General features: G+C 64.5%; 24 protein-coding genes and 1 pseudogene. 18 read left to right on the top strand and 7 right to left on the bottom strand.

Going from position 1 to position 26,498, the window contains the following annotated elements; translation table 11 throughout:
- Nucleotides 1–168: 168 nt before the first annotated feature.
- On the bottom strand, nucleotides 169–1,200 hold the full coding sequence (locus MRBLWS13_RS09755) for a LacI family DNA-binding transcriptional regulator (protein WP_349429031.1): 1,032 nt from the start codon (nucleotides 1,198–1,200) through the stop codon (nucleotides 169–171).
- Nucleotides 1,201–1,467: 267 nt separating this feature from the next.
- On the opposite strand from MRBLWS13_RS09755, the gene MRBLWS13_RS09750 reads away from it, so the two are divergent.
- From MRBLWS13_RS09750 to MRBLWS13_RS09725, 6 genes are all read left to right on the top strand, one after another.
- Entirely contained in the window at nucleotides 1,468–2,847 is a 1,380-nt protein-coding gene (locus tag MRBLWS13_RS09750; RefSeq protein WP_349428851.1) for an extracellular solute-binding protein, read from the top strand.
- 148 nt (nucleotides 2,848–2,995) lie between these two features.
- Nucleotides 2,996–3,826, top strand: coding sequence for a sugar ABC transporter permease (locus tag MRBLWS13_RS09745; RefSeq protein WP_349428850.1), 831 nt, complete (start codon nucleotides 2,996–2,998; stop codon nucleotides 3,824–3,826).
- Nucleotides 3,819–4,607 carry a carbohydrate ABC transporter permease gene (locus MRBLWS13_RS09740; RefSeq protein ID WP_349428849.1) on the top strand — a complete coding sequence of 263 codons (789 nt, stop codon included), beginning with the start codon at nucleotides 3,819–3,821 and terminating at the stop codon, nucleotides 4,605–4,607. The genes MRBLWS13_RS09745 and MRBLWS13_RS09740 overlap by 8 nt, the downstream gene beginning before the upstream one ends.
- Before the next feature lie 76 nt (nucleotides 4,608–4,683).
- A complete protein-coding gene (locus MRBLWS13_RS09735) occupies nucleotides 4,684–5,070 on the top strand; it encodes a tautomerase family protein (RefSeq protein WP_349428848.1) in 387 nt (128 codons plus the stop codon).
- Nucleotides 5,071–5,282: 212 nt separating this feature from the next.
- Complete coding sequence (locus tag MRBLWS13_RS09730) at nucleotides 5,283–6,272, top strand: NAD-dependent epimerase/dehydratase family protein (RefSeq protein WP_349428847.1); 990 nt, start codon at nucleotides 5,283–5,285, stop codon at nucleotides 6,270–6,272.
- Nucleotides 6,273–6,314: 42 nt separating this feature from the next.
- Nucleotides 6,315–7,310, top strand: a complete 996-nt coding sequence (locus MRBLWS13_RS09725) for an aldo/keto reductase (RefSeq protein ID WP_349428846.1) — start codon at nucleotides 6,315–6,317, stop codon at nucleotides 7,308–7,310.
- A gap of 813 nt (nucleotides 7,311–8,123) precedes the next feature.
- On the opposite strand, the gene MRBLWS13_RS09720 is transcribed toward MRBLWS13_RS09725, so the two are convergent.
- On the bottom strand, nucleotides 8,124–8,420 hold the full coding sequence (locus tag MRBLWS13_RS09720; RefSeq protein WP_349428845.1) for a hypothetical protein: 297 nt from the start codon (nucleotides 8,418–8,420) through the stop codon (nucleotides 8,124–8,126).
- Between the two features lie 371 nt (nucleotides 8,421–8,791).
- A complete protein-coding gene (locus tag MRBLWS13_RS09715; RefSeq protein ID WP_349428844.1) occupies nucleotides 8,792–9,262 on the bottom strand; it encodes a DUF2000 domain-containing protein in 471 nt (156 codons plus the stop codon).
- A gap of 109 nt (nucleotides 9,263–9,371) precedes the next feature.
- On the opposite strand from MRBLWS13_RS09715, the gene MRBLWS13_RS09710 reads away from it, so the two are divergent.
- Both MRBLWS13_RS09710 and MRBLWS13_RS09705 read left to right on the top strand, forming a co-directional pair.
- Complete coding sequence (locus MRBLWS13_RS09710; RefSeq protein ID WP_349428843.1) at nucleotides 9,372–9,848, top strand: Lrp/AsnC family transcriptional regulator; 477 nt, start codon at nucleotides 9,372–9,374, stop codon at nucleotides 9,846–9,848.
- 205 nt (nucleotides 9,849–10,053) lie between these two features.
- Nucleotides 10,054–10,550: pseudogene (locus MRBLWS13_RS09705) on the top strand (transposase); the annotation flags it as partial.
- Nucleotides 10,551–11,516: 966 nt separating this feature from the next.
- Here the strand turns inward: MRBLWS13_RS09705 and MRBLWS13_RS09700 are convergent.
- On the bottom strand, nucleotides 11,517–11,720 hold the full coding sequence (locus tag MRBLWS13_RS09700) for a hypothetical protein (RefSeq protein ID WP_349428842.1): 204 nt from the start codon (nucleotides 11,718–11,720) through the stop codon (nucleotides 11,517–11,519).
- Between the two features lie 185 nt (nucleotides 11,721–11,905).
- Here MRBLWS13_RS09700 and MRBLWS13_RS09695 point away from each other — a divergent pair, with 185 nt between their 5' ends.
- From MRBLWS13_RS09695 to MRBLWS13_RS09685, 3 genes are all read left to right on the top strand, one after another.
- On the top strand, nucleotides 11,906–13,108 hold the full coding sequence (locus tag MRBLWS13_RS09695) for a hypothetical protein (protein ID WP_349428841.1): 1,203 nt from the start codon (nucleotides 11,906–11,908) through the stop codon (nucleotides 13,106–13,108).
- Complete coding sequence (locus MRBLWS13_RS09690; protein ID WP_349428840.1) at nucleotides 13,093–13,602, top strand: SbcC/MukB-like Walker B domain-containing protein; 510 nt, start codon at nucleotides 13,093–13,095, stop codon at nucleotides 13,600–13,602. The genes MRBLWS13_RS09695 and MRBLWS13_RS09690 overlap by 16 nt, the downstream gene beginning before the upstream one ends.
- A gap of 139 nt (nucleotides 13,603–13,741) precedes the next feature.
- Nucleotides 13,742–14,020: a Wadjet anti-phage system protein JetD domain-containing protein gene (locus MRBLWS13_RS09685; RefSeq protein WP_349428839.1), complete on the top strand. Its 279-nt coding sequence runs from the start codon at nucleotides 13,742–13,744 to the stop codon at nucleotides 14,018–14,020.
- Nucleotides 14,021–14,140: 120 nt separating this feature from the next.
- On the opposite strand, the gene MRBLWS13_RS09680 is transcribed toward MRBLWS13_RS09685, so the two are convergent.
- Nucleotides 14,141–14,557, bottom strand: a complete 417-nt coding sequence (locus tag MRBLWS13_RS09680) for a pyridoxamine 5'-phosphate oxidase family protein (RefSeq protein ID WP_349428838.1) — start codon at nucleotides 14,555–14,557, stop codon at nucleotides 14,141–14,143.
- Between the two features lie 192 nt (nucleotides 14,558–14,749).
- Between MRBLWS13_RS09680 and MRBLWS13_RS09675 the strand changes: the two genes are divergently transcribed.
- Nucleotides 14,750–15,493, top strand: a complete 744-nt coding sequence (locus MRBLWS13_RS09675) for a cupin domain-containing protein (RefSeq protein ID WP_349428837.1) — start codon at nucleotides 14,750–14,752, stop codon at nucleotides 15,491–15,493.
- Between the two features lie 23 nt (nucleotides 15,494–15,516).
- Here the strand turns inward: MRBLWS13_RS09675 and MRBLWS13_RS09670 are convergent, their stop codons facing one another.
- Together MRBLWS13_RS09670 and MRBLWS13_RS09665 are read right to left on the bottom strand one after the other, a co-directional pair.
- Entirely contained in the window at nucleotides 15,517–16,170 is a 654-nt protein-coding gene (locus MRBLWS13_RS09670) for a GntR family transcriptional regulator (protein WP_349428836.1), read from the bottom strand.
- 14 nt (nucleotides 16,171–16,184) lie between these two features.
- Nucleotides 16,185–16,724, bottom strand: a complete 540-nt coding sequence (locus tag MRBLWS13_RS09665; protein WP_349428835.1) for a VOC family protein — start codon at nucleotides 16,722–16,724, stop codon at nucleotides 16,185–16,187.
- A gap of 165 nt (nucleotides 16,725–16,889) precedes the next feature.
- Between MRBLWS13_RS09665 and MRBLWS13_RS09660 the strand changes: the two genes are divergently transcribed.
- From MRBLWS13_RS09660 to MRBLWS13_RS09635, 6 genes are all read left to right on the top strand, one after another.
- On the top strand, nucleotides 16,890–19,067 hold the full coding sequence (locus MRBLWS13_RS09660; protein WP_349428834.1) for a thiamine pyrophosphate-dependent enzyme: 2,178 nt from the start codon (nucleotides 16,890–16,892) through the stop codon (nucleotides 19,065–19,067).
- Between the two features lie 3 nt (nucleotides 19,068–19,070).
- On the top strand, nucleotides 19,071–20,408 hold the full coding sequence (locus MRBLWS13_RS09655; RefSeq protein WP_349428833.1) for a 2-oxo acid dehydrogenase subunit E2: 1,338 nt from the start codon (nucleotides 19,071–19,073) through the stop codon (nucleotides 20,406–20,408).
- Between the two features lie 28 nt (nucleotides 20,409–20,436).
- Complete coding sequence (locus tag MRBLWS13_RS09650; protein ID WP_349428832.1) at nucleotides 20,437–21,819, top strand: aldehyde dehydrogenase family protein; 1,383 nt, start codon at nucleotides 20,437–20,439, stop codon at nucleotides 21,817–21,819.
- 234 nt (nucleotides 21,820–22,053) lie between these two features.
- Nucleotides 22,054–23,256, top strand: coding sequence for an acyl-CoA dehydrogenase family protein (locus MRBLWS13_RS09645; protein WP_349428778.1), 1,203 nt, complete (start codon nucleotides 22,054–22,056; stop codon nucleotides 23,254–23,256).
- Nucleotides 23,257–23,385: 129 nt separating this feature from the next.
- A complete protein-coding gene (locus MRBLWS13_RS09640) occupies nucleotides 23,386–25,308 on the top strand; it encodes an amidohydrolase family protein (RefSeq protein ID WP_349428831.1) in 1,923 nt (640 codons plus the stop codon).
- A gap of 189 nt (nucleotides 25,309–25,497) precedes the next feature.
- Nucleotides 25,498–26,490: an ABC transporter substrate-binding protein gene (locus tag MRBLWS13_RS09635; protein ID WP_349428830.1), complete on the top strand. Its 993-nt coding sequence runs from the start codon at nucleotides 25,498–25,500 to the stop codon at nucleotides 26,488–26,490.
- Nucleotides 26,491–26,498 lie beyond the last annotated feature (8 nt).

The following is a 26,498-nucleotide window of genomic DNA, read 5'->3' as shown; positions in this document are numbered from 1 at the left end:
GGTATCCCGTTCAACGCGCAGTCGAGCCTCTCCCCATTCCTCACCTGGCTTGTGATGCTGGGTCCCTTCACAGCGATCGGAGTCGTAGTCGCCGTCGTGACTCGAACGGTGAGCTGGAAGCGAAGCGCCCCAGCGGCGTCGCTTAGATCGATCCTCGTCGCGCCTTCGTTATCGATTCGATGCGCGACCGATCGTGGACTGACGCGGGATGACTTGGAATCGACTGAAGTGCCGGCGGGGTGGAAGGCTCGCATTCGGGTCCTTGATGCGATCGAGGAGGAAGTTCACGGCTGTCGACGCAATCTCATCACGCCCGGCATCCACCGTGGACAGAGTGGGGAGCGAGTACCGAGTCTCGTCTGTATCATCGAACCCGATAATTGCCACATCCTCTGGAATCCTCAGCCCAGCGTGTTGAAGGACGCTCATCGCACCGAGAGCAAGGGCATCGCTGAAGGCAACGACGCCATCGAAGGCTATGTCGCTCTCGATCAATTCTCCGATCGTTGCAGCGCCATCGGCGCGATGCCAGCTACGAGTCTCGCCGATCAGGGCCTGATCGTGCGGTATCCCTGCGGCTTCGAGGGCATCAAGGTAGCCGCGGAACCTCAAGCCTGACGATCCGACTACTTCGCCGCGTTGTGCTCCGAGGGCGACTATCCGCTTTCTCCCGATCGACAGGAGATGGTCGGTAGCCGCGCGCGACGCTTCCACGTTCTGCATGGTGACGTGGTCGACAGGGGCATTGAAGATTCGTTCGCCCAGGAGAACGGTGGGTGTGGAGGTCTCGAAGAGGTAAGCATCTTCTTCTCCGAGCGCGAGGGCGCTGAACAGGATGCCGTCGACCATCTTGGTCCGAGAGCCCCGAAGCACTTCCACCTCGCGATCTCGATCCAACCCGACCGGCTCGATGAGAACGAACACGTTCTCAAGCGCCGCCGCGGTGATAACGGAATCGGCGAGCTCGGCGAAGTATGGGTTCCGTAGGTCCGGAATCACCAGGGTTATCACGCCGGTTCGGCCCAGTCGTAGGCCGCGTGCAGTGAGGTTTGGTCGGTACCCAAGGGTTCTCACCGACTCGAGCACCCGCTCCCTGGTGGCTGCGCTGACAAAAGGGTATTGGTTCACTACATTCGAAACGGTTCTAACCGAGACCCCAGCAGCTTGTGCGACGTCGCGCAGAGTAACTGAAGCGGGCACAGAACTCCTCTTTTCCTCGGGCACCACCCTAGAGCGTGCGCAGAGTTGAATTTCCCTTAGGGTGGACCACTCGGCCGGTCCGGCCCGCACTAGCATCTCGCGTTCGCATTTGACGGCGCTCCTTGACGCCACGCGCGTTCCAAGCGTATCGTTTGCAACGTTGCAAATTTGCAACGTTGCAAACCCAGTAGTCGGCACCACCGGCGCCGACAAGATACCGCACCGCGGACGTGGCACCCGCCGTCCGCGCTCCGAGGAGAAGAGACAATGAAGTTTCCTGAGAAAAGGCTCCGCCGTACCGCAGCAGCGGCCGTTGGCGGGAGCGCGGTTCTCGCGTTCGCGTTGACCGGCTGCGGCGGCGGTCAGGCCGCTCCTAACGATGGCGGTTCGGCCACCGAGGGCACCATCAACTGGTGGAGTTGGACACCCACGAACGATGTCGCCGAACAGGAGATCGCGGCTTTCAATGAGGAATACCCGGACATCGAGGTCATCTACAAGAAGGTCCCGATCGAAGACTACGCGGCCTCGTTAAAGCCCGCGCTCGCATCGAACGACGGTCCAGACGTCTACACGGTCTATAACAGCGGTGCCTTCGGCGCAGAGGCGTTCGCCCCCTTCGCCACTGACCTCACCCCAGCTGTGGAACAGATGCTCGGCGAGGATTGGGAGTCCAAGGTCTACGACGGCGGAGTGAAGGCTTACACGATCGACGACCGTCTCGTCGCGGCGCAATACGCCAAGGCGGGCGCTGGGATGATGTGGATCAACCAGGGGATGTTCGACCAGTACGACCTTGAGCCGCCGACGACGCTCGAGGAGTGGGTCTCGGTGTGTGAGACCTTCCGTGAGAATGGGCTCGGCTGCTTCCGGGAGGGCATGGCGAGCTCGGGTTTCGCCGCCGACACCCTGCACTCGATCATGGACAGCGTCAAGCCGGGTGTGTGGACGGATGCGCTCTCAGGAGACGGCAAGTGGTCAGACCCCGCCGTAGCGGAGAGCTTGGAGATTCTGCGCACCCTCTCGGAGGAGGGCATCCTCGACGAGGGCGCGGTCGGTATCGAGCAGTATCCGGACGTTAACAATGCATTCCTCACCGGCAAGGTCCCGATGGTGCAGATGGGCACGTGGTACCAGCAGAACGCCAGCCTCCCCACCCTCACCGCTGCCCTCGAAGGCGCTGGCGTATCTTCGGAAACGCCGGTGATCACGATCATGCCCATGCCGTTCCCAGATGTGGCCGGCAAGGGCAATCCACCGACGCTCTTCGCGGACGTTGATGCCGGCAACTCCGTGAATGCCAAGTCGAAGAACCTCAACGCCGCTACAACGTTCGCTGTCTGGCTGGGTCACTCGGAGGCGGGTCAGCAGGTCGTCACGAACAGCCTTGACTCGTTCGCGACGCTGGATGGCATCGTGCCGCAGTGGGACGAGATCGAACTCGTCGCGCCGGAACTGCAGCGACCCGCGCTGGAGGAGATCACGACGCATCTCGATCAAGCAACGGACTCGCGGTCGTTCGGGCTCTCCGCAGAGGTGAGCCAGGCCATCATCGACGCGTGTCAGGCGATGCTCATCAGCGACAAGTCCGGCCAAGAAGCGGCAGACGATATCCAGGCCGTCGCCGAGGCCGCGCAGAACCGATGAGCGGCTCGGTGATCGTTGGGACGATGTCGTGACCCTGGCGACGGGAGTGGCGTCTACGGCACGGAAGGCCGGCGCGACCTCCGAAGGGCGGTCGCGCCGGCCAGGCCGGCTCCGACGCCCCCCAGGCTTGCCTTGGATCCTGCCAGCGATGATCGTGTCGGTGGGCCTTCTGTACTTCTGCGTCGTGTATACCGGGTACCTCTCGACCCTGAAATGGGATGGAGCCAGCCCACTGCAGACGCCCGTCGGCGCTGACAACTTCACCCGAATGCTGCGGGATCCGGTGTTCTGGCGATCGATCGGAAACACTGTCGCCTTCTTCATCGTCACATTCGTTGTGCAAGTGGCGCTCGGCATCCTGCTCGCGTGCCTCCTGCATTCGAAGCTGTATCTCAAGACGCTTCACAAGGTGCTGATCTTCGTTCCGGTGGTTCTTGCGACAGCGACGACGGCGCCCGTGTTCCGTCAGATGTACGCTCCGGACGGAACGGTGAACGGCTTGCTCGAGGCGGTGGGTTTAGGCGCTCTCGCGCAACCCTGGCTGTCGGACGGAACGTCCGCGCTAATCATCGTGATGTCGGTGCAAATCTGGCAGTCGACCGGGATCGTGTTCGTGCTGTACTACGCGGCGATCGGCCAGATCGACCCGGAGATTCTGGAAGCGGCGCGCCTCGATGGGGCCGGGAACGTGCGGATCGTAGCGTCGATCGTCTGGCCGGGCGTGCGGGGGACGACGATCGCTATCGCAATCTTGACAGCGATCGGGTCGCTGAAGACCTTCGACATTCCGTTCCTCGTCACTGGAGGTGGACCCAGCTACGCCACCGAGTTCCTCGGGACCATGATCTACCGGGTCAGCGTTTCGTTCTCGCAGGTCGGCTACGGCGCGGCGATCTCCGTCGTCCTCCTCGTCCTGGCGGTCGGAACGGCAATCATCATCAGGGTTTCGAGTTCGGAAAGAGAAAAAGTCGATGTTTGAGACCAAGACCGTTCGCGCACGCCTCTTCTTGCAGATCCTCCTCGCCATCATCGTCCTGCCGTTCGTGTTTCCGCTCATCGCGATGGTGCAGGGCTCGCTTGCGGGCGCGGGGTGGGGAAACTACCAGACAGTGCTCTCGTTGCCGCTGCTGCCGGGCTTCTTCATCAACAGTGCGTTGCTCTCGGCGGCAGTCATCCTCATCGTGCTCGCGTGCACCACCATGGCGGCATTCGGCTTCTCGAAGCTGCACATCCGTGGAAAGGAGATCTACTTCTGGATGCTGATGGTGGCGCTCACGTTGCCGGGAGTTGTGCTGCTTGCGCCGCTGTTCGCCACGGTCACCCAGATCGGCGCCTACAACACGCTCTGGGCGGTCATCCTCCCGGTCGCGGCGCTGCAGATCCCGTTCACCGTCCTTCTGGCTCGAAACTTCGCCGACGGCATCCCGAACGAACTCATCGAGGCCGCCCGAGTAGATGGTGCCAGCACGTTCCGGACTTTCTGGCACGTCATGTTGCCGCTCATGAAGCCGATCATGGCCGCGGTCCTTGTACTTGTTTTCATCAACTCGTGGAACGAGTACCTGCTCGCGCTGCTCTTTCTGCAGACGCCCGAGCAGCAGACGATCACGCTGGTACCTCAGTTCTTCGTTGGCCAGTACAACAACGACCAGACCAAGGTGCTCGCGGCGGCGGTACTGACGGGGCTACCCGTCGTCATCGCCTACATCTTCTTGCAACGCTTCTTCGAGCGCGGTCTCGCGGCCGGCGCCTTGAAGTAACCCGATTTCGACGACGCGTCAGGCCGACGCGGAAGCAGCGGACGCCATACGGTGTCCGTCCTAAGGAAGGACGACGATGCCCCACGCCCGTATCGACCTGGACAAGGTGCACGCGCCGCGGTTAGCCGAGTACAGCAGGGCCATCCTCGACGGCATGGTGCGCGGCTTCGGCATGCCCGAGGACGACCTGTTCCAGAGCTTCCGGATGCACGAGCCCGGCGAGCTGTTCTACTCGGCGACGTTCCCCAACCAGCAGCGGGACGACATCATCTTCGTCGAATTGGTTGCGCAGGCCGGGTACACCGATGAGCAGAAGCAAGCAGCGATGGGGGCTATAGCGAGCGAACTGGCGGCGCTCGGGGTGAAGCCGGACAACGTCTTGTGCGTCACCCTTGAAGTGCATGGGGCCGCTTGGTACGCGCCGGATACGCGACACCCGGGAGGGGGGACCGGTAACGACTGACTCGCATTCCTACGCCAGCATCGATTTCAAGGTTATGCGGAGTGGATCCCGGGGCACATCGCTTGCACGAATTCAGAGACTCACTCGAGGGAATGGTCCAACCAGAAACGAAGGTGTCGGGGTCCGCTCTCTTACAGCGAAGTGAGTAGCCTTCGCACCTGACTCGGCATCGCCAATGTCAAAGACAACACATCATTCTGAAAGAGGAAAACATGCTCAAGGTGCTTTTTATCGGAGGTAACGGGATCATCAGCTCGGCGTGCAGCCAGCTGGCGGTCGAGCGAAACCTCGAACTGACTCTTCTCAACAGAGGTCGTCAGACATCGCGACCTCCGATTGACCACGTGGAAACACTGATCGGTGACTCAACGGATGCGCAGAGTGTGCGCGAAGCCGTCGGCGCGAAAAGTTTTGACGTGGTAGTCAATTTCCGCGCTTTCACCCCAGAGCAGGCGCAGGCCGACGTCGACCTCTTCCGCGACCGAACTGGCCAGTACATCTTCATCAGTTCCGCGTCGGCGTACCTAAAGCCCGTGACTCGGTTCCCGATCCTTGAGTCGACTCCACTGAAGAACCCGTTCTGGCAGTACTCGAGGGACAAGATCGCCTGTGAGCGCGTGCTCATGGACGCATTCGAGGAGGACGACTTCCCGGTCACGATCGTACGTCCGTCCCACACCTATGACCGCACCTTAGTGCCCCTGGACGGCGGCTGGACTGCAATCGCGCGGATGAGGGCAGGGAAGCCGACTCTGGTTCATGGAGACGGCACCTCGCTATGGACCCTGACCAATCACCGGGACGTCGCGCGCGGGCTAGTTGGACTCATGGGCCTCGATCGCAGTGTCGGCGATGCCATCCACATCACCAGCGACGAAATTCTCACGTGGGACATGATCGCGAATGAGCTTGCGGCTGCCGCCGGCACCACAGCCAACATCGTGCACGCGGCTTCGAACGCAGTCGCGCGCGCCTTCCCAGAGTGGGCGGACGGAATACTCGGCGACAAGGCCCATTCCGTGATCTTCGACAACAGCAAGATCAAGAGCTTGGTTCCCGACTTCGTGGCCACCGTGCCGTTCTCTCTCGGCGCCCGGGAGATCGTCGATTGGTACGACGACGACCCGAGTCGGCAGGCGGTCGATCGAGAACTTGATGCTCGCATCGACCAGTTCGTAGACCAGCAGTCAATCCACTACTAGCCCCGGACCGCCCGCACCGTCAACCGACAGACAGGTGAACCAATGACCGACTCCGAACCCACGATCTCCGCCAATGTCACGCCGGACGCCGCGAACTGGATGCGACCGCTCGGGAACACCGGTCTCCGCGTGTCGGCGATAACCGTGGGTGGGGCTCCTCTCGGCAGCATGCCAGAACTCTTCGGATATGCCACACCCGAGGAGCAGGCGATCACCCTCGTCGAGGCCGTCTGCGCAAGTCCAATCAGGTCGATCGACACGGCGAACATGTATGGCGACGGCCGAAGTGAACTACGCATCGCCGCGGGACTCACACGCGCGGGCGCTACCGCAGAGGGCATGCTCATCACGACCAAGGTGGACGGGAAAGACGGGGACTACTCGGGCGCCCGCGTCAGGGAGTCCGTCACGGAGAGCCTGGCGCGTCTCAGGGTGGAGTATCTGCCGCTCGTATACCTGCACGACCCGGAGTACGCCCCCGACGCCGGTTTCGAACGTCCCGGCGGGGCGATCGAGGCGTTGGTCGAGCTCAGGAATCGCGGCGTCGTAGGGCATATCGGAATCGCTGGCGGTCACGTGCCCACCATGAATCGGCTCATCGATACCGGTGCGTTCGAGGTCTTGCTGACGCACTCGCGGGCGACTCTCGTCGACGGGAGCGCGAACGAACTCATCGACCGCGCAAAGGCGATGGGGATGGGAGTGGCGAATGCTGCGGTGTATGGAGGCGGGCTCCTCGCGTCGCGTACTGCGCCTCCGCTCTACAGCAACTTCAAGCCCGCACATCCGGAAGTCCTATCTGCTACCTCGGCACTATTCGATCTTGCGGACGAATTCGGCATCGAACTCGCTGACGCCGCCGCGCAACACTCGCTTCGCGACTCGCGAATCGACACCACCATCGTCGGCATGTCGAAGCCGAAACGCGTCCCTCTCCTCCTCGCTGGACTGACGGTGCAAATTCCTGACGACTTCTGGCAGCGTGCCGCAGAACTGATGCCCGACAAGTCTCTGTGGGTCGACGCACACGCGAACTGAGGCCGAGGCGGACCCGCGTGCTCACCTACGATCGAGTAGTGCTCGTCCGCCGTGGTCCCATGGGGACGATTTGCACTCGTCCAAACTGACGAGAGGAGATCAGCAGCCAACGAACGCGAGCGGAGCATCACCGTCGCAAGCCGATGCCGCAGAGATGCTGTGGATCGATTGGGCGCCCATATCGCGCATCGGGTTTACCAGAGGGAGGCTCACATGGGGCATGGATTCGCAGTAGTCGATCTGGAGACGACGGGACTGTTCCCCGAGTACCACGACCGCATCGTGGAAGTCGCAATCGTGCACGTCTCGCGCAGCGGGGATCGGGGGAACATGGGAGACGCTCGGTGTCAAGCCACAACGTATCCGACGATGGCGACACCGCTGGGCAGCTTCTGCGCGCGTATGCGCCGGGCCGTGCGCACTTTCGACCGTTTGGGTGCCCTCAGCGAGCAGTTCGCTCGCCGACACACGTACTCGGCCCGCTGAGGGATCCCGTACCCGGGCCCCGCCGTTTTCCGCGATCTCCGGTTCGATATCGGGCATGCTGGGTGCGTTGCGGCGAAAACTCTCGACCAGTTCGTCTGGAGTGCTCGGGCCCGGGCCCTCCGGCACCAGACGATCGCAGCGGCGGCGTCGACGGTCGACTATCCGTCGGAGTCCGCGTTCAATGGCGCATTTCGTTGGGCGCCGGGTCAACCCTGCCGCGCGCTCGGTTTAACGCTCGCGGGCTCAACTAGAGCGCGTTTCCGCGGGAGCTTCGATGGGATTCCCCGTAGCCCGTTCCCGGATTGCCGGTGCAGTCGAGCGAGGTGGTCAGGCTGGCTGCTGCGGTTCCACCCTGAATCCGAGCTCACGAAGAACCTTCACGGCACCGGCCTTGCCGCCCTCAAAATCACCCGACGACAGGCGTGTTCCGGTGGCCAACTCGTAAGCCGCACCCAGGATTGCCTTGGGTGGGTACACCTTGTTGTCGTTGATGAGCTCGTACGTCGTGGCCGGGGCAAAACCGTGTACGGAAAAGAACTCGACTGCACCCAGTCGGTCGTACTCCTCCATTGCGCGGATGACGTGGGCAACTGAAACATGCTGCCACTCGATGTGATGGGTCATTGCTCCTCCGATATCTGTGGGTCGTGTATGGCCTATGTCTGTGGGTCTTGTGCGGCGCCTGCTCGCCCTACGGGAGCGCGGGACATGGGCAAGCCTGTCCTGTCGCGTACTCGAACCTCTCGCCCGATGTCGAAGCTTCGGTGTAATCAGTCGAGCACACCAACGCCGGAACGGGGTCAAGAAAGCCGCGAATGACAGCCGCTGTTTCCTCGAGGTGCTCTCCAGCAGGAAGTGTCCACCCTCGAGGAGGTGAACCTCGGCGTTCGGCAGGTCTTTTCGGAAGGCTCGCGCGCCATCGGGACCGAGCACTGCAACCGGCCCGAGAGTACCTACTCGCACTGACGACGCCGTGGAAGGGGGTCTCGTGACGCTCACGCCAGCAGACTCAGCCCGCCAACGATCCGGTCAACAGACTTACGTGGTCCAACCAGGCTCACCGCGGCATAGCCCACCTCCGAACCAGGCAGAGTGCTTAGCATCTCGAGGTACTCGTCATAAACACGGGTGTCCTGGGCGGCAAGCGGCATATCCGCGACGAAGACGTCGTCGCGACCGAACGCCTTGTCGCGGACCCGGCGCAGCCTCTCGGCGTCAGCAGCCAAGATCGTGCACCCCGCCCATGGCAAGCCATGATGCGTGGTGCCGTCGGCATCGACACCACCCTGGGCAAGCAGTCCGGACACAGCCGGAGAGGTGGCGGCGGCGACACACGCTGCAGCGTTGACGCTCCGGCCGGCAGGCAGACCAGCATCGACGATGATGACCCACTTCAGTCGCGCCGACCGAGTAGGTTCGCCCGTGCGCACTTCCGCAGGTTCGAACCCGATGAACTGGTCACTCATACAACATCTCCCCTGCCGAGCGCATTTTGCTGCACTATCAGTCGTGTATTCTACGAGAACATTCGGCTACCATGCGAGCATCCGTACTTTATACGGATATCATCGCTACATGACAGGCCTGGACGAACTTGATACGGCGATCCTCCGGGAACTCCAGCGCGATGCGCGGCGCACCAACCGCGACATCGCCGCCGCAGTGGGGGTCGCCCCAACCACCTCTCTGGACCGGATGCGATCGCTCCGTGAGCGCGGCGTGATCATCGGCGCACGTCTCGAGGTCGATCTGGGGAAGATCGGCCGACCTGTCCAAGCTCTTGTCGCGGTACGAGTTCGCCCACCGACACGTGCGAACATTGAGGGCTTCCGCGAATGGGCGGCAGGCTTGCCCGAAGTGCTCGGCGTGTTCGTAACAAGCGGCAGCGAGGACTTCCTCATCCACATCGCAGTGCCCGACAACAACCACCTCTACGCTTTCGTGATCGACCGCCTCACCGAGAAACCCGAAGTCGCCGACGTGCGCACCTCGATCGTGTACGAACACATCCGCCCCACCACCGTCCTCCCCGACCGCGATCTCCACAGCTGACCGCGAGCCATGTCCCGTCCCGCGTTCTCGCTCTCTCCGCGAGACGCTCCCTCGCTCCTATCCAAATGCCTTCTCCGCAGCACTCGCAGGGTGAGTCCCATAGCGTGGTGTCACTTCCCGCGAGGTGCTCGTCGTCGTCGACGTATGAGGGCCATCGTGGGATACCCAGTTGTTTCCGCCAAGAAGCAAAGAAGTGAATCTCACGATGACCCACCATCAGTCTGCCTTGACGACCCTGATCGGCGAAGTCCTCGCCGATCCCGTTCTCGCCCACTCGGACGTGTTCCGGCGGATGCTGCAGGCAGGCCTGCAGGACCTGATCAACGCGGAAGCGCCCGTGAAGATCGGTGCCGCCCCGCACGAGCGGACCCCGAAGCGCACCACACGCCGCAACGGGACCCGCCCCAAGACCCTCGCGACCCCGGCCGGGGAGGTGGATCTTGCGATCCCGAAGCTGCCGGAGGGGTCGTTCTTCCCGTCGCTGCTTTCCCGCGCCGTCGGGTCGACAAGGCGCTCTACGCGGTGATCTGCCAGGCCTGGATCGACGGGGTGAGCACTCGGAAGGTCGACCAGCTGATCCGGGCCCTCGGCAACGACACCGGCATCTCGAGGTCGACCGTGTCGCGGATCTGCGGCGAGATCGACGAGGCCGTGCAGGAGCTTCTCCATCGCCGGATCGATCACACCTGGTTCCCGTACCTCGTTGGAGCGGTCCGAGCTGGATCACGGTCCGGTCAGTGTCCACGAGAAGATGCGGTCGCTCGGGGTGGAGCCGGTGCCGTCTGCCGGCGATCGCGGCCATTCGATTCCTCCAGAGCCGTGCCGCGCCGCGTACCAGCGTGACCGAGTCACGGCGACGCAGGGGGTCGGCAGCGTGGTCGGCCTCCTATCGATCGCAGCCGAGCAGGGCACCGTGGACGATGAACCCGAGGTGCGCGCGTGGCAGGGCACCGACGGAGTTGCGCGAGCGGCAATCGTCGCCGCGCACCGGACTTCGCGAGCCGAGTCAACTCGTCGTGGAACAAGATGCAGAACAAGCTCCGCGTGCTGCACGCCGTCGGCGATGACCGAGCCGATATTCCCCGGTGCTCCGTCTCCTCGTCGACGCAGACCGGATCCACGCGATCACCTCGGAGTACCGGCGGATCGCCCGCGAGGGCGACGGTAAAGTCGACGCCTCGCTGAACGACAGCGGGGGGCAGAGCGAATGACGATGCTGAGCTTCCCCAGCGACGAGCCGGAGATCGATCCGACCAGGCCGGGCCAATGGCGCCTTGCCCAGATCGAACTCGTCAACTGGGGGACGTTCGCGGGCCACGTCTCCGTGGATGTCGCGCGCGCCGGTCACCTGTTCACTGGGCATCCGGATCGGGGAAGTCGTCTCTGCTCGACGCGATCGCTGCCGTTCTTACTCCTGACAAGTGGTTGCGTCTCAACGCGGCGGCTCAGGACGGCGCTTCCCGGCAGAGCGATCGGACACTGATGAGTTATGTGCGTGGGGCATGGAGCAAGGAAGCGGACGCGACCGCCGACCGGGCTACGACGACCTACCTTCGATCGAAGGCGACCTGGAGCGGCATCCTGCTGCGCTATGAGAACCTCCGCGACGAACCTGTCGTGCTGCTGCGGGTGTTCCACGCGCTCGGCACGCGCACTGAGCCGACAGCGCTAAAGGATGCGCGGATCTTCGCCCGCGGTCATGTGCAGCTCCTCGACATGAAGCCGCACGTCGAAGGTGGCATCGATGCCCGCAGCATGGTGAAGGCGCTCCCCGATGCGCTGATCACCACCGGCGGACGACACGGCCGCTTTCATGAACGTGTCATCCGGCAGTTCGGCTTCCGCGGAGACGCGACCCTGCTGCTTCTTCACAAGACGCAGTCGGCCAAGAACCTCGGGACCCTTGACGCGCTGTTCCGGGGATTCATGCTCGATCAGCCGGGGACCCTCTCACGCGCCGAGACCGCTGTCGAGCAGTTCACCGAGCTCGATGCCGCGCACAAGCACGTGGTCGACTTGCGCAAGCAGGCTGATGCCCTGCACCGGGTCGACGACGCGTGGTCGAGCAGTATCGAGCTCAGCTTGCCGCCGAGCTGGCGCGCATCGGAGCACCGATGCCCGAAGCCTCCGCCCAGTTCGCAGAGCTGCTGGCTGCCGCCGTCACCGAGGCTGCGCGCGATGTCCCCGCAGTGTCGTACGACGTGCGTGACGCTGCGAGTCAGTCGCGAAAGGCACTGGACGAGGTCACGAAGCAGATTCAATCGCGGAGGGATCACCGGAGCAATCTCGATGAGAAGCTCCTGGGAGCGCGGCGATTCCTCGCGGATGCGGTCGGCGTGCCGGTGTCGACGTTCCCCTTCGCCGGCGAGCTGATCTCGGTCGCCGAGCAGCACTCCGCCTGGCGCGGTGCGGCAGAGCGAGTGATTGCGCCGTTTTCGTCGACGCTCCTCGTGCGCGACGAACTTATTGTCGTCGCCCGTCGTGCGACCGAGTCCCGGACACTCGGTGTCCGGCTCGTGATCGAAGCCGTCCCGCACTCGGTCGACGAGCCGCGTCGCCCCAAGGATGCCCGCTCGCTCGTTCATCGCCTCGCGGTGAGCGACGGGCCCCTTGCATCGTACGTTCGCAAGCGCATCGCTACCGAGTTCGACTACGCCTGCGTTTCGCACCCCGACGAGCTCGACGACGTCGAACGCGGTGTCACGATCGGCGGCCTCGTCAAGCGCAACTCACGCCGGTACGAGAAGGATGACCGTCACGACGTCGGTGATGCCACCCGGTGGGTGCTGGGCGGCGATACCGAGGCGCGGCTCGAGGCGCTGCTTGAGCGTCGTCGTGAAGCGAAGGCGGCAATGGAGGAGGCAGCCAGCCGGGATGCCGAGGCCGACTCGCTTCGCCAGAATGCAGTGACCCGGCGCGACGTCTTCACGCGCGTGTCCGCGTTCACCTGGGACCAAGTGGATCTGGCTTCCGCGGCGGCGGTGACCAAGGCTCGGCGTGACGAACTTCGGGCGCTCACGAGCCGGTCGGGAACCCTTCGCGACGTTCGGGGTCCGCTTCGTCTTCACTTCGATCTCGAGGAAGCAATCTGCGCCCTCGAATGGGGACCGCCCCAGGGATGCGTTGACGGGGAGGATCCTTTCGCAGATGAGACCAGGTCGAGGAGTTCCTCACCGACCTGCGCCGTATCGTCGAAGGCAACTGGGCCGACCAGTCGGCCGCCGGTGCGGAGCAGCGCTTCGCCGTGCTGCAGCGCGTGATCGGGCGGCTTAGGTCTAAGGACCGCGTCGACATTGACTGGCGGAACCGCGTGCTCGACACGAGGCTCCACGTGAGTTTCCTTGCCCGGGAGAAGGACGTCACGGGCCGCGTTGTGCGGGTGTACGACTCAGCCGAGGGCTTGTCAGGCGGACAACGACAGAAGCTCGTGATCTTCTGTCTCGCCGCGGCGCTGCGGTATCAGCTCACAGAGGAAGAGGACGACGTGCCGCGGGTCGGGTCGATCGTGCTCGACGAAGCGTTCGATAAGGCTGACATCCGACACACGCGCAACGCGATGGAAGTCTTCCGCGAGTTCGGGTTCCACATGATTCTTGCGACGCCTCAGAAGCTGTTGCAGACTCTCGAGCAGTACGTTGGAGCGATCACGTCGGTGTCGAACCCCGATCGCAACGCATCACGGCTGGCGAACGTGGTCTTTTCTGTTGAACAAGCAGAAGTGGCCGCCACGCCGCATGTGGAGTCGCGCGCGTGACCTCGCTTGTCACGCCGAGGACTCGTTGAGGCGCTGCATCGCGCGGGAACCGGTGCATCCGGACTGGGTCTTCGCGAGCCGTCGCCGCTCATGCGGATCCGTGTTCTCGATCCGTCGCTCTCCTTCCGGGGGCTGACCGATGTGTCTGAACCGACTTCGAGCCAGGGGAGTGGAGGCGACCTCGGCGTTGATGGATGCCGAGACCCTATTCGACCACCGCGACCTCTGGGGGCTCGATCCAGAACCGAACGTCGGTGTGTTCGAGCTGCTCACACCCGGAGAGCGCGCGACGCTCCAGTCGCTGAGCGCCGGCGGTAACATTCGGCTCGAGCAGGAGCGCATCCCGTGGAGCTATGCGCTGGCGGCTGGGGTCTTTCTGAGCCGACCGCCAAAGCGTTGGTTAGGTGCCGGCGCGTGAACTCGCGGCCCAGCAGCTCCGGCGCTCTGACCGCGCCTCGGTCCGGCACTGTCGTCCGTACGCGGATGCCGCGGATGACGCCGTAGATGCCGAGCTGACGCACCAGCCGGTCGACCGTGGTCAGTACTGAAGGGGACGGCCTCCGGACCAACCGAACCATCGATCGATCGCTACGTGGACCGTCACGAGCGGGCTCTCCCTGGCAGGGTAGTCCTTGCCGAGGAAATGCCGAGAGAGTCGATCAATGTCGGCAAGTCCCTCGTCGGGCTTGATCGACACGACGTGTCCTTGGACAGACATGTGCGTGCCGAAGTCGTCCGCTGCGAGCACAGTCAGCGACACGTGGCCGTTGTTCTGAAGGTGCTTGAGGCGGGCGCGGTCTGCGTTCATGCACAGCATGAGGAGTCCGTCGTCTTCGACGAGGTACCACGTCGCTACCGATACGGGGCGACCGTTCGCCGTGACCGTCGCCATGACGGCCGGGTTCGGCTTGCGGAGGAAGGCGAGAGCGGTCTCTGGCAACGGAGCATCAGGCATCAGTCCATTCTGCCATCAGCCGGAGGAAGAGCGCGGCGAGATCCGACCGCCCGTCTGCCGAGCTGGCGCGGCGGTCGTGAAACTGATCGTGCGCGACGCGGCCCGCATCGCGTGTAGTCAAGCTGCACAATGTTGCCCGCATCGGGGTACTGTGGGGCGGGTAAGCGATGACACCCGCGGAGATGCTGAAATATGTCGACGGCGAACGAGATCGGCGCCCGGTTGCGGCACGAGCGACAGTCCCGCGGTCTGAGTCTTCGCAGTGTCGCCCAGTCTTTGGGAGTCTCCGCAAGTCTGATCTCTCAGGTCGAGACCGGCAAGACCCAGCCTTCGGTTACCACCCTCTATGCGCTAGCGAGCCTCATGTCCATCTCGGTCGACGACCTGCTGGGTCTGGAGGCAGAGCGTGGTCCGTCCGCCCCGCAGATCACGCCGCAACTAGATCTTCAGCGACGCGGAGAGAATCCGGTGATCGAGATGGAAAACGGAGTGCGCTGGGAGCGTCTCGCCATGGGAGGGAACGGCCCTGCCGACGTGATGTTGGTTACGTATCAGCCAGGCGCGTCCAGTTCTCTCGAAGGGCGCTTGATGCGCCACGTTGGCGTCGAATACGCCTACATGCTGTCCGGGGCGATCACGCTCCGAGTAGAGTTCGACACGCACGTGATCGGGCCCGGAGACTCTCTGCACTTCGATTCGGCTCGGCCGCACATGTTCTCGAACGACGGTCGAGAGCCGGCGACCGGACTGTGGCTGGTCGTGGGTCGACGCAACAATCAGCTCGTGTCTGCCGCGAACGGACGCAACTCCCCGACGCCTAGTGCGCCTTCCCACGTCGAGGTGCTGAAGCGGCTCGACACGGTCGGGTCGTCTGATTTATCCAGCATCGCTCAACAGTCTCAACAGACTGTTCGCCCCCACACCCCAGTCTCCTGACCCGCTCGTGCACTGCCTGCTTTTCAGCGGAACACCTCAGGATGTCTCGCGAGTTCCAGACGGCTGCGGCGGATGTGGCGTGCCAGCACCTGCTCCGCTTCGTCAGCGTCGCCTTGACGGATGGCGTTCACGATGAGGTGATGATCGTGGTGGACGCTTCGGTCCTCTTCGAGGTAGAACAGTCGCGTTGCTGCCCGCCGGTAGTGCTGGGTGCGATTCCACAGATTGAGGACAGTGGATCCCAGCACACTCGTCTCCACGGCTTGCAAGCAGGACAGGTGGAAAACACGATCGAGGCGGAGGAACTCCTCCACGTCGGTGGAACTCTCCATCGCGCCCGCGAGGAGTTCCAGCCCCTCGGCATCATCGGATGACAGGAGGGGGACGTTCATGCCGACCAGCAGTGGTTCCAATCGCTCACGCATTCTGTACATCTCTTGGCACTCGGCCATGCTGATGCGTGAGACCCACGCGCCCGTGTTCGGGATCAGGCTGACCAGACCCTCGGCCTCCAGGATCCGCAAGGCATCCCGTACCGGCAGCCGACTGGCGCCGTGCCGGTCGGCGAGTTCGTCCTGGCGGATCCGCTCGCCCGGCGCGTACGTGCCGGCGAGTATCTCCTCGCGAAGATTCGCTGCGATCGCCGCGCCCGTTGCGCCGTGGGTTGCCCTGTTCATGTCTTGCGCTCGCTTCATCGCTCCGGGTATGCGGGGTGCCAAAGAAGACGCGGGGCATCCCTCTCGTACGCCTTCCCCTCGGGGAAGCTGACGAGTTCGAACTGCAGGCCCCAAGGGCTTCGGAAATAGACCCACCGCTGCCCGCTGGCGGACTGCTTGCTGGCCGTCGGGTCACCCATGACCTCGACGTCGTTGTCGCGCAGATACTGTACCGCGACATCCAGATCGTCGACGTAGAAGGCGACGTGGTAACCGCCGATGTCGCTGTTGCGAGGTTGGGTGCGCTGCCGATCTGCGGATTCGTAAAGGAAGACTTCGAAGTTGGCGCCGTTTCCCAGCCGGTAGAAGCGGATCTCGCTGACGACCGTTCGGGGGTGCACGCCTAGATGTGTGTGCATCCAATCGTCCCCGTCGGAGCGCTTCGCGCCCAGACGGTAGACCTCCTCGCACCCGAGGATGCCCACGAGGAAGGAATGCGCGTCCTCCAAGTTCGGAACGGTGAATCCAATGTGATCCGTGCCACGGATGCCCGGGATTCCTCGCTGAGCGCTCATTCGACCTCCATGTCTCCGTGCCCTTGCCAGATTGTATCCGATAACCGTTGTGAACTCGAGGAAATCCAGGACAGTTCTCTGAGTTCCGCTTGTATTGGATAAAATCCTCGTCTAGCATCTGTAGACGACCGGACAGCGCCGGCCGTGAGAGGGAGTGAGGCGACGATGCCGAAGAAAAAGCGCCTGCAGACAGGTGTGGACTGGTTCGAACTGTCCACCACGAAGGCGGACTGGGATGCTGCCAACCCCGCCCTGCTCGGCACGATGCTTGCGCAGATGCATCTGATCCGCGCGTTCGAGGAGACCGTGCTCGAACTCGCCGGCGAGGGCCTGGTCCACGGCCCCGCCCATTCCAGCATCGGCCAGGAGGGTGGCGCCGTAGGCTCCATCGTCGGGCTCCGGTCCACTGACGGTGTCAACGGTTCTCACCGGGGCCATCATCAGTTTCTGGCCAAAGCTCTCACGCACGTCTCGGGCGGCGTCATAGACCCGAACGCTCCGGTGGACGCGACCATTCAGGAAGTGCTCCAGCGCACTCTGGCCGAGATCCTGGGGCTCGCCCAGGGTTATTGCCGCGGGCGCGGCGGATCGATGCACCTGCAGTGGTTTGAAGCCGGCGCGCTCGGGACCAACGCGATCGTCGGGGGCGGGGCCCCAATGGCCGCCGGCAATGCGTGGGCGCAGAAACACAGCGGCACCACCGACCTCACGATCAACTACCTCGGCGATGGCGCCGCGCAGATCGGTTCCGTTCTCGAATCGATGAACCTCGCTGCCGCCTGGAAGCTTCCGGTCTCGTTCTTCATTGAGAACAATCTCTACGCGGTCTCGACCCGGGCCGACGAGATCACCGCCGACCCCCGGTTCTCCGTACGAGGACAGGGCTTCGGAATCCCGTCCTGGCGCGTGGACGGCATGGACCCACTCGCCGTGTATCTCGCGACCGAGGAAGCGGCGGAGAGGATGCGGTCCGGCCAAGGGCCGACGGTCATCGAAGCAGAGGTCTACCGGTTCTTCCACCAGAACGGGCCCTACCCGGGCAGTGCTTTCGGTTATCGCACCAAGGCCGAGGAAGCGTCATGGCGTGCCCGTGACCCCCTCGGACTGGTTGCCACCCGAATGCAGGAACGGGGGCTCATCGATGACGCGCAGATCGCCGAGCTGCGTGCGCGTGTGCAACGAGCGATGACGGAGGCGGTGAGCGAACTGGTAGAAGCCGATCCGGACAATGTCGGCAAGCGCCGCATCAAGCCCGCACTGTGGCCCGAGACCAGCTTCGTCAACGTCGGCGTCCGCGGCGACGGCAGCGAACTGAATGGTCTTCCCCTTCTCGACGAGGTCGGCGAGACCCGCGCCCTCAAGTACGTCGATGCCGTCGCCCAGGTGATGGACCGCCGCATGGAGCTCGACGAGCGGATCGTCGTGATGGGGGAGGACGTGCACCGTCTCAACGGCGGTACCAACGGGGCCACGAAAGGGCTGGCCAAGCGTTACGGCGACGACCGGATCCTGGGCACCCCGATCAGCGAGAACGCCTTCACTGGGCTGGCCGGCGGGCTCGCGCTCGACGGCCGATTCCGTCCGGTGGTGGAGTTCATGTACCCCGACTTCATGTGGGTGGCCGCCGACCAGGTCTTCAACCAGATCGGCAAGGCGCGACACATGTTCGGCGGCGACAACCCCGTCCCGCTCGTCTTGCGCACAAAGGTCGCCATGGGCTCCGGGTACGGCTCGCAGCACCTCATGGATCCAGCCGGAGTCTTCGCGAGCAGCCCGGGCTGGCGCATCGTCGCTGCCTCCAACGCCACGGACTACGTGGGTCTGATGAACGCGGCCCTGGCGCTCGAGGATCCGGTGCTCGTGATCGAGCATGTGGATCTGTACGGTCAGGCCGACGAGGTGCCAACCGGCGACCTCGACTACATCATTCCGCCCGGCCAGGCGGCGCTGGTGCGCACCGGATCCGAGGTGACGGTCATTAGCTACTTGTCGATGGTCGGGCACGCCAAAGAAGCGATCGAGCAGACAGGAGTCGACGCGGATCTCATCGATCTGCGCTGGTTGGACCGAGCCTCCATCGACTGGGACACGATCGGCGCGAGCATCAGGAAGACCAACGCGGTCCTCATCGTCGAGCAGGGTGCCCAGGGCACGTCGTACGGTGCGTGGCTGGCTGACGAGGTCCAGCGTCGCTACTTCGACTGGCTCGACCAGCCGGTCGCGCGCGTCACCGGGCAGGAGGCCTCTCCCAGCATCTCCAAGGTCCTCGAGCGCGCGGCAATCGCTCGCACAGAAGAAGTGGTGGCCGGCCTCGAGGCCGTGCGCGCCGGATTCGGAGACTGAATCATGGCCGAAGTCATTCGTATGCCGGAGGTACTCGCGGGAGCCACCGAGGCTGCCATCCAGACCTGGCTCGTCGCCGAGGGCGCGAGGGTGGCGGTGGACCAGGGGCTTGCGGAGATCGAGACTGACAAAGCGATCGTCGAGCTCACTGCCGAAGCCACCGGCACGATCGGCCGACTGCTGGTCGCCGAAGGCGCAAACGTGTCGGTCGGCGAACCAATCCTCGTGCTTCTCGGTGAGGGTGAGAGTGCGGATGCTGTCGGACCGGCGCTCGCGTCCGCCGGGGTGCAGACAACTGGCGACGCGACGGCCGCTCCTTCGACACCCGTCGCAGCCTCGACCGCGGTCACACCCGAGCCGACGAGCGCAGCCTCCCTGTCTGCAGGGGCCACGGAGGTCAGTGCGCCGGCGGTCGATGTCGACGGCGGGCGCCGGCTATTCGCGAGCCCGCTGGTGCGCCGTCTCGCGGCCGATGCCGGGGTTGCTTTGGTCGACATCTCAGGGACCGGGCCGCAGGGGCGCATCGTTCGCCGTGATCTGGAGCGTCATCTCGCAAGTCACGACCTCGCCCGCGCAGCGGAGGAGAGCGCCTCACCGACGCCGAATGCGCCCGCCGCAGCTTTGGCCCCAACTCCTCCCGCGGCAGTCATTCAGTCCGCCCACTTCGAGGACGTGCCGCTCGACCGCATGCGCAAAGCGATCGCCCGTCGGCTCACGGAGAGCAAGTCGACCGTCCCGCATTTCTACCTGGTGGCCGACTGTCGCGTCGACGCCCTCCTGGAGTTGCGTCGGACCGTGAACGAGACAGCCTCCCGCAAGATCTCGGTGAACGACTTCGTCCTGAAGGCGGTCGCCGGCGCGCTCGTGGATCTGCCGGTCGCCAACGCGGTCTGGAATGGGGACAGCATCCGGCGATTCTCCTCCGTCGACATCTCGGTCGCCGTTGCCACGGAAGGTGGGCTCACCACACCGGTGCTGCGCGGGGTCGAACGACTCTCGCTCGGCGAGATCAGTGCGACGGTGTCGGAGATGGCCGGTCGCGCTCGCGAGGGCAAGCTCAAGCAGCACGAGCTGGAGGGCGGGAGCTTCTCCGTCTCCAACCTCGGCATGTATGGCACCACGCAGTTCTCGGCGATCCTCAACCCGCCGCAGTCCGGCATCCTGGCCGTTGGGGCCGCCCGTGCGACGCCTGTGGTCGGAGATGACGGCGAGTTGTCCGTCGGACAGGTGATGACGGTCACGCTTTCGGCGGATCATCGCGTGCTCGACGGCGCGGTGGCGGCGCAGTGGCTCGCCGCGTTCCAGCGTCGCATCGAGAACCCGCTCACCATTCTCATCTGATTGCTCCCCAGAACCCGGACAGGACACCATGACCACCATTCGCAGCATCGACCCGTCGACAGGTGTACAACTCGCCGCCTTCGAAGAGGACTCGGAAGAGTTCGTGGAGAGCCGTCTTGCGGCGGCTGCGGCAGCGATACCCCAGCTGGCCGAGCTAGGGTGGGACGGTCGCGCAGGGCTCATGCGCGCCGCCGCAGACCTCATCGAGTCTGAGATCGACGAACTGGCCGCCGTCATCACGGCAGAGATGGGCAAGCCCATCGCCCAGTCCCGCGCCGAAGTCAGCAAGTCGGCGTACGGGATGAGGTTCTACGCCGACAACGCGGAGAAGTTCCTCGCCGGCCGTGAACTCGACAACCCCGAGGCGGTGTCGGCATCAGCGGCACGCACTCGCTTCGAACCGCTTGGCGTGGTGCTCGCCGTGATGCCCTGGAACTATCCGATCTGGCAAGTGGTGCGCTTCGCCGCCCCGGCGCTCATGGCGGGAAACGCCGGAGTGCTCAAGCACGCTTCCAATGTGCCGCAGTCGGCCGTCTATATCGGTGAGCTCTTCACTCGGGCTGGCTTCCCGCACGGCGCATTCTCGACGCTCTTGATCGGTTCGCGCCGTGTCGAAGCGGTCATCCGCGACCCTCGGATCGCGGCGGTGACATTGACCGGCTCTGAAGGTGCCGGGCGGGCTGTGGGAGCGACCGCGGGCGACGTGCTGAAGAAGGCGGTGCTCGAACTGGGTGGCTCCGACCCCTTCATCGTGATGCCGTCTGCGGAGCTGGATGCCGCGGTGGCGACCGCGGTCACCGCACGCACGAGCAACAACGGGCAGGCCTGCATCAACGCGAAGAGGTTCATCGTGCACGAGGACGTCTATGACGATTTCGCGCGACTGTTTGCGGAGCGGATGGCAGCGCTCGTGATCGGCAACCCGGCCGACCCCGCGACGCAAATCGGGCCGCTCGCCACCGAATCGGGTCGCGAGGACGTCGAGGTGCTCGTCGAAGACGCTCGGGAGAAGGGCGCGACCATCCTCACCGGTGGACGTCGGGGAGATCGTGAGGACGGGTGGTTCTACGAGCCGACGGTGATCGCCGACATCACCACTGACATGAGGTTGTACGAGGAGGAGGCTTTCGGCCCGGTTGCTTCGCTGTACAAGGTGTCCTCTCTCGAGCATGCGCTCACCGTCGCGAACGACAGCCCGTTCGGCCTCGGCTCCGCGTTCTGGAGCAACGACGCGGAGGAGATCGCTCGCGCCGAGCGCGAGATTGAGGCCGGCGCGGTGTTCGTGAACGGCATGACCATCTCCTACGCGGAACTCCCGTTTGGCGGAATCAAACGTTCGGGCTTCGGGCGCGAGCTCTCGATGGAGGGGATCCGAGAGTTCTGCAACATCAAGACCGTCTGGGTCGCGTGATCCCACCGTTCCGCGCTGCCTGGACCCGGTCGCCGTCGGCGTCATAAGGACCGCCCGGCGGGGCGGACCACGCGGGCTGTCGTCGACGCGGCGCCCCTGGCAGGAACATTATCGGCACATAGAGCCGATGCTGAGACGAGCTCGCGCGTGCGGACGTATAGATTGACCAGAGACGCCGACTCAGCCCCGTTTGGTGGGGGAGTTGTATCGCGCTGCGATGGAAAGTGGGTTGACATGGTTGATGCTGGTATCCGGCCGGAGATCTCGGCGATCATTGACCGTATCGATGCGATTCGTCCGCGTTTGATCGCGAGTGGTCAGGGCGGTGATCAGGCGCGACGCATCGACGAGGAGGTGTTCGCGGCGGTTGTCGCTACTGGTGCGTTCACTGTGTCTGTACCTGAGAGGTTTGGTGGTCTTGCTGCCAACACGCGGGAGGCGAACGCTGTTGCACGCGCGATCGGCCGGGGCGATGGAAGCCTGGGTTGGGTGGATGGGATCCTGGACTCGGGAGCCTGGGTTGTGAGTTTGATGGACGACCGGGCTCAGGCTGATGTCTGGGGTGGCGAGGGTGGTGTGGATGCGCTCATCTCGATCGTGCTGGCGACGACTTCCGAGGCGGTGTTGGTCGACGGCGGCTACCGTGTGACGGGTAGGTGGGCGTACGGCACCGGCAGCATGCATGCAACGTGGTCCTTGCTGGGTATCCCGCTCAAGAATGAGGCCGGGGACATCGTGGATGCGGGCTTGGCGCTGATTCCCACTGCCGAGCTGAGCTATGAGGACAACTGGTTTGTCGCCGGGATGAAGTCCACGGCGAGCGTCACACAGGTCGCGCAGGACGTCTTCGTGCCCGCGCACCGGGTCTTTCCCCTGACGGCGGCTGTCGAGGGAGGCTACCTCGGTAGCAACTCCGAGGCCACGTACCAGACCGTTTTCGTTCCCTCGCTGTTTATGAAGCTGGTCGGTCCCCACCTGGGCATGGGGCGGGCGGCACTCGATTTCGTCATCTCGAAGGCGGAGGGCAAGGCGATCGCCTACACCGGCTACGAGAAGCAGGCCGACTCGGCGATCTTTCAGACCGTCATCGCGAAGGCCAGCGTGAATCTGAGCGCTGCGGAGTCGGTCGCGCAGCAAGTCGCCGACGAGATCTACGCCGCAACCGTGGACGGCACCTACGCGCCCTATGCGACGCGCATCGAGATGCGTGCCAAGGCAGCGTGGGTGGTGGAGACGGTCACCAATGTGATCAATGAACTCGTGACGGCTCACGGCTCGAGCGGGTTCGCAGAGGTCTCGCCGTTGCAGCGGATCTGGCGTGATCAGGCCACCGCTGCCCGGCACGGGCACACCCTCGCGGCCAGCGGATACGAGGCGTACGGGAAGATCCTCCTGGGACGCGAGGACGACGCACGATTCGTGCTGCCCATCGTATGAACAACCCCCTGTCGACGATGACAACAGGCGATATGAGCCTTCGATCCTCTTGAGGCTGGGGGCCTCGATTCGCGTAAGCGTGGATTGCCGAGCGTGATGTCACGGGTGAGCGCGTAGCCTGCGGCGTTGATGTCTGAGGCCGGCGAGGCTGGGTTGGCGCTGGCACGCATGTGCGACGCGGCGGAGGTGGTCATGGCATCCAGCGCGGTGTCGACCGTCGATCTGCTTGCTGTACGCCACAGCTCGACATTAGTCTGCTGTCACTTCACGTTTGCGTTGTCGTCGGAGCCTGTCGGGCGTACGACCTTCGGCTGCCCGCCGTTCGCTGATCGAACGACGCTGCGTGCCGACGAAGGAGACGACATGACTGAACCCGCGCGCGACGCTAGCCGCGAGAAGGAATTGCCGACGCGCGTGCTGCTCGGCGGACGAGTGCTGACGATGGACGATCGGCGGCCCGAGGCGCGCGCGATCGCGTGGCGCGGCGACCGGATCGTCGCGGTCGGCAGCGACCGCGACGTCCTGGGTTTCACCGGTACTTCCCCACGCGACGCCACGGACCTCGGGGGCCGCGTCGTGATGCCCGGACTCACCGACGCGCACGCGCACCTTGATCGCTTCGATCTCGGTGCCGATCAGCCCAGCTTTGCGGACTGCACCTCGCGCGAGGAGGTGCTGGCGGTGATCGCGGACGCCGTCACGTCCCGCGCTGAAGGCGAGTGGATCGTCACCCGTCCGATCGGGCGCCCGCCGACGTACGACGAGGCGCGGCTCGGGGATGGCTCTCTCGTGCCCACCCTGAGTGACCTCGACCGTGTCGCTCCGCGCAATCCCGTCTACGTGCGGCCCATCTGGGGCCATTGGAACCTGGCGGCCGATCTCGTCTCGGTGGCAAATTCAGCGGCCCTGCGCGCAGCGGGCGTTGACCCCGATCGCCTCGTTTCACCGAGTCCGCTCGTTGACCTGGTCCGGGACACGCGCGGCGATTTCACGGGAGTTTTCGTCGAGCGGACGCGGAATCCAATCGTCGAGAACACCCTTCTCGCCGCGGCTCCGGGGTTCGACCGCGACCAACGAGCGGCGGCGGTGGCCGCGGGATGGTCCGCGTATGCCTCGTACGGAACGACCGCGTACTTCGAGGGGCACGGTGTTGCCGACGAAGTGCTCGATGCGCATGCGAGCGCACGCGGCGAGGCGTTGCGAGGGGCGCTGATCTGGAGCCCCGACTGGACGGCGGATGCCATGGACGACGTCGGCAGCCTCGTATCCGACCGGCGGGCGGAACTTCTCGGCGCGCACTCCCGTCTCGATCTGCAGGGGGTATTCGTCGAACTGGGAGAGGATGATCCTGGCACGCGGACCCGACCGCTCAGTCAGACGGGGTGGGCTGGATTCAGCGCCGGCGCGCGGCTGTCGCCGACGGCGGCTCGACGCCTGCTGCGTGCGGCCGCCGCGGCGGGCACACGGGTCGCGGGCATCGACATCCGCCTCCTGCCGCTGATCGAGGAGATCGACCGCGAGATCCCCGTCGCGCCCCTGCGATGGGTACTTGGGCACATTCCCGTTCTGTCTGCGGCGCAGATCGACGTCATCGCGCGTCTGGGGCTGGTGATCACCACGATCGCTCCCTACTTCATACACCGGATGGGTGATGAGCTGCTGGAGTCCGAGGAGAACGCGGGCAGCATTCTGCCCCTGCCCGCCCTGCAGGAGGCAGGGGTGCCGTTCGCTTTCGGCAGCGACAACGTCCCGATCACGCTGTGGGAGTCCGTCTGGTCGGTCACGGAACGCCGAAGCGCCTCCGGACGCGTGGTCGATGCGCAGAATGCGTTGACGCGTGCGGAGGCGCTTCGCGCGGCGACCACCGGCGGCGCGTACCTCACCGGAGAGGAGTGCGCGCGGGGCGTGCTCCGTGAGGGCATGGCCGCCGATGTGATCGTGCTCGAAGATGATCCCCTCACTTGCCCGCCTGGGGCGCTCCGCCGTATGCGCTCGCGGGCGACGTTCGTCGCCGGCGAGGCTGTGTACGGCTCAATGGAGAAGATCGCGTGATGTGGGTTTACGAATGTTCAGTCGGGCTGTATAGTTCCGGGAAAGCCCCGGAGTCGTATACGAACATTCGTTTGCAGAGACGGGAGACTCGCGTTCACCCTGAGCGTCGAGGAGCACTACCGAGAGTCAGTACGTGATCAGCAGCCCTGGCCCGAGTGTGTGGGCCAGGTACAGCCCGAAGGGGGCCCTGTGCCTATCGACCGCCTGTTCCGTCTTCCCGCCCTAGCCGTCATGACCATGGGGGCCCTCGTCCTGAGCGCCTGTGCGGGGCAGCCGGCTCCCGCCGATGAGGGGGGTGTCACTGCACGGATCGTGACGGTCGGCACCCCCGGCTCCAATGTCGGCTTCCTCTTCGATGACATACCGGACGCGGTCGAGGCCGTCGGCGGTTCCGCCGAGGACGCGGGGTACTTCCCAAACACCGAGCCTGCGCTCGAGGCGCTCAACGGCGGGGCGGCGGACTTCGCGACGATCGTCACGTCCGGTGCCGTGACGGGTCTCACCGGGTCCGGCGACTACCTGCTCCTCGGCGTCAGCAAGCGTGACCCGGGACAGTTGTCGTCGATCGTGGTCCCGGTCGACAGCGACATCCAAAGCGTCGAGGACCTCGCCGGCCGGTCCGTAGCCGTGACCAAGGGTGCGGCCGGCGAGTACATCGTCGATCAGGCCGTCACCAACCACGACATGGCGGCGGATGCCGTCGAGAAGGTCTACCTCGGGCCGGGCGATGCTGCGGGTGCCTTCACTCAGGGGTCGATCGACGCGTGGGCGGCCTTCTACACGTTCATCCCGGCCGCCCTCAGCAATATGGGGGCACGTATTCTGATCACCGGCGACGACGAACTAAAGGGGAAGCTCGACTACGCCGTGCTGGTCGTGCGGCGAGATTTCGCCGAGGCGAACCCCGAGGTCACTGCCGCGGTCCTCAGGGGATACACCGCGGGTGCGGAGAAGGTCCTGGAGAGCCCTGATGAGTTCTTCGCGATCCAGAAGTCCGCGAACGACTTCAGCGAGGAACAGCTCGACTACCTTCTCGAGACGTTGCCCGTATATGAGCCATACGATGAAGAGACTCGCGCGTCGCTGCAAGAAACCATCGACTCCTGGCATGCGATCGGCACCCTCACCAAGGCATTCGACGTCGCCGACATCGTCTTCGATGTCCCGGCCGCGAACCCGTGAGCGACGTG

It is taken from the genome of Microbacterium sp. LWS13-1.2 (assembly GCF_040144835.1).
GTDB lineage: Bacteria > Actinomycetota > Actinomycetes > Actinomycetales > Microbacteriaceae > Microbacterium.
This window is presented reverse-complemented; position numbering and strand designations above follow the sequence as displayed.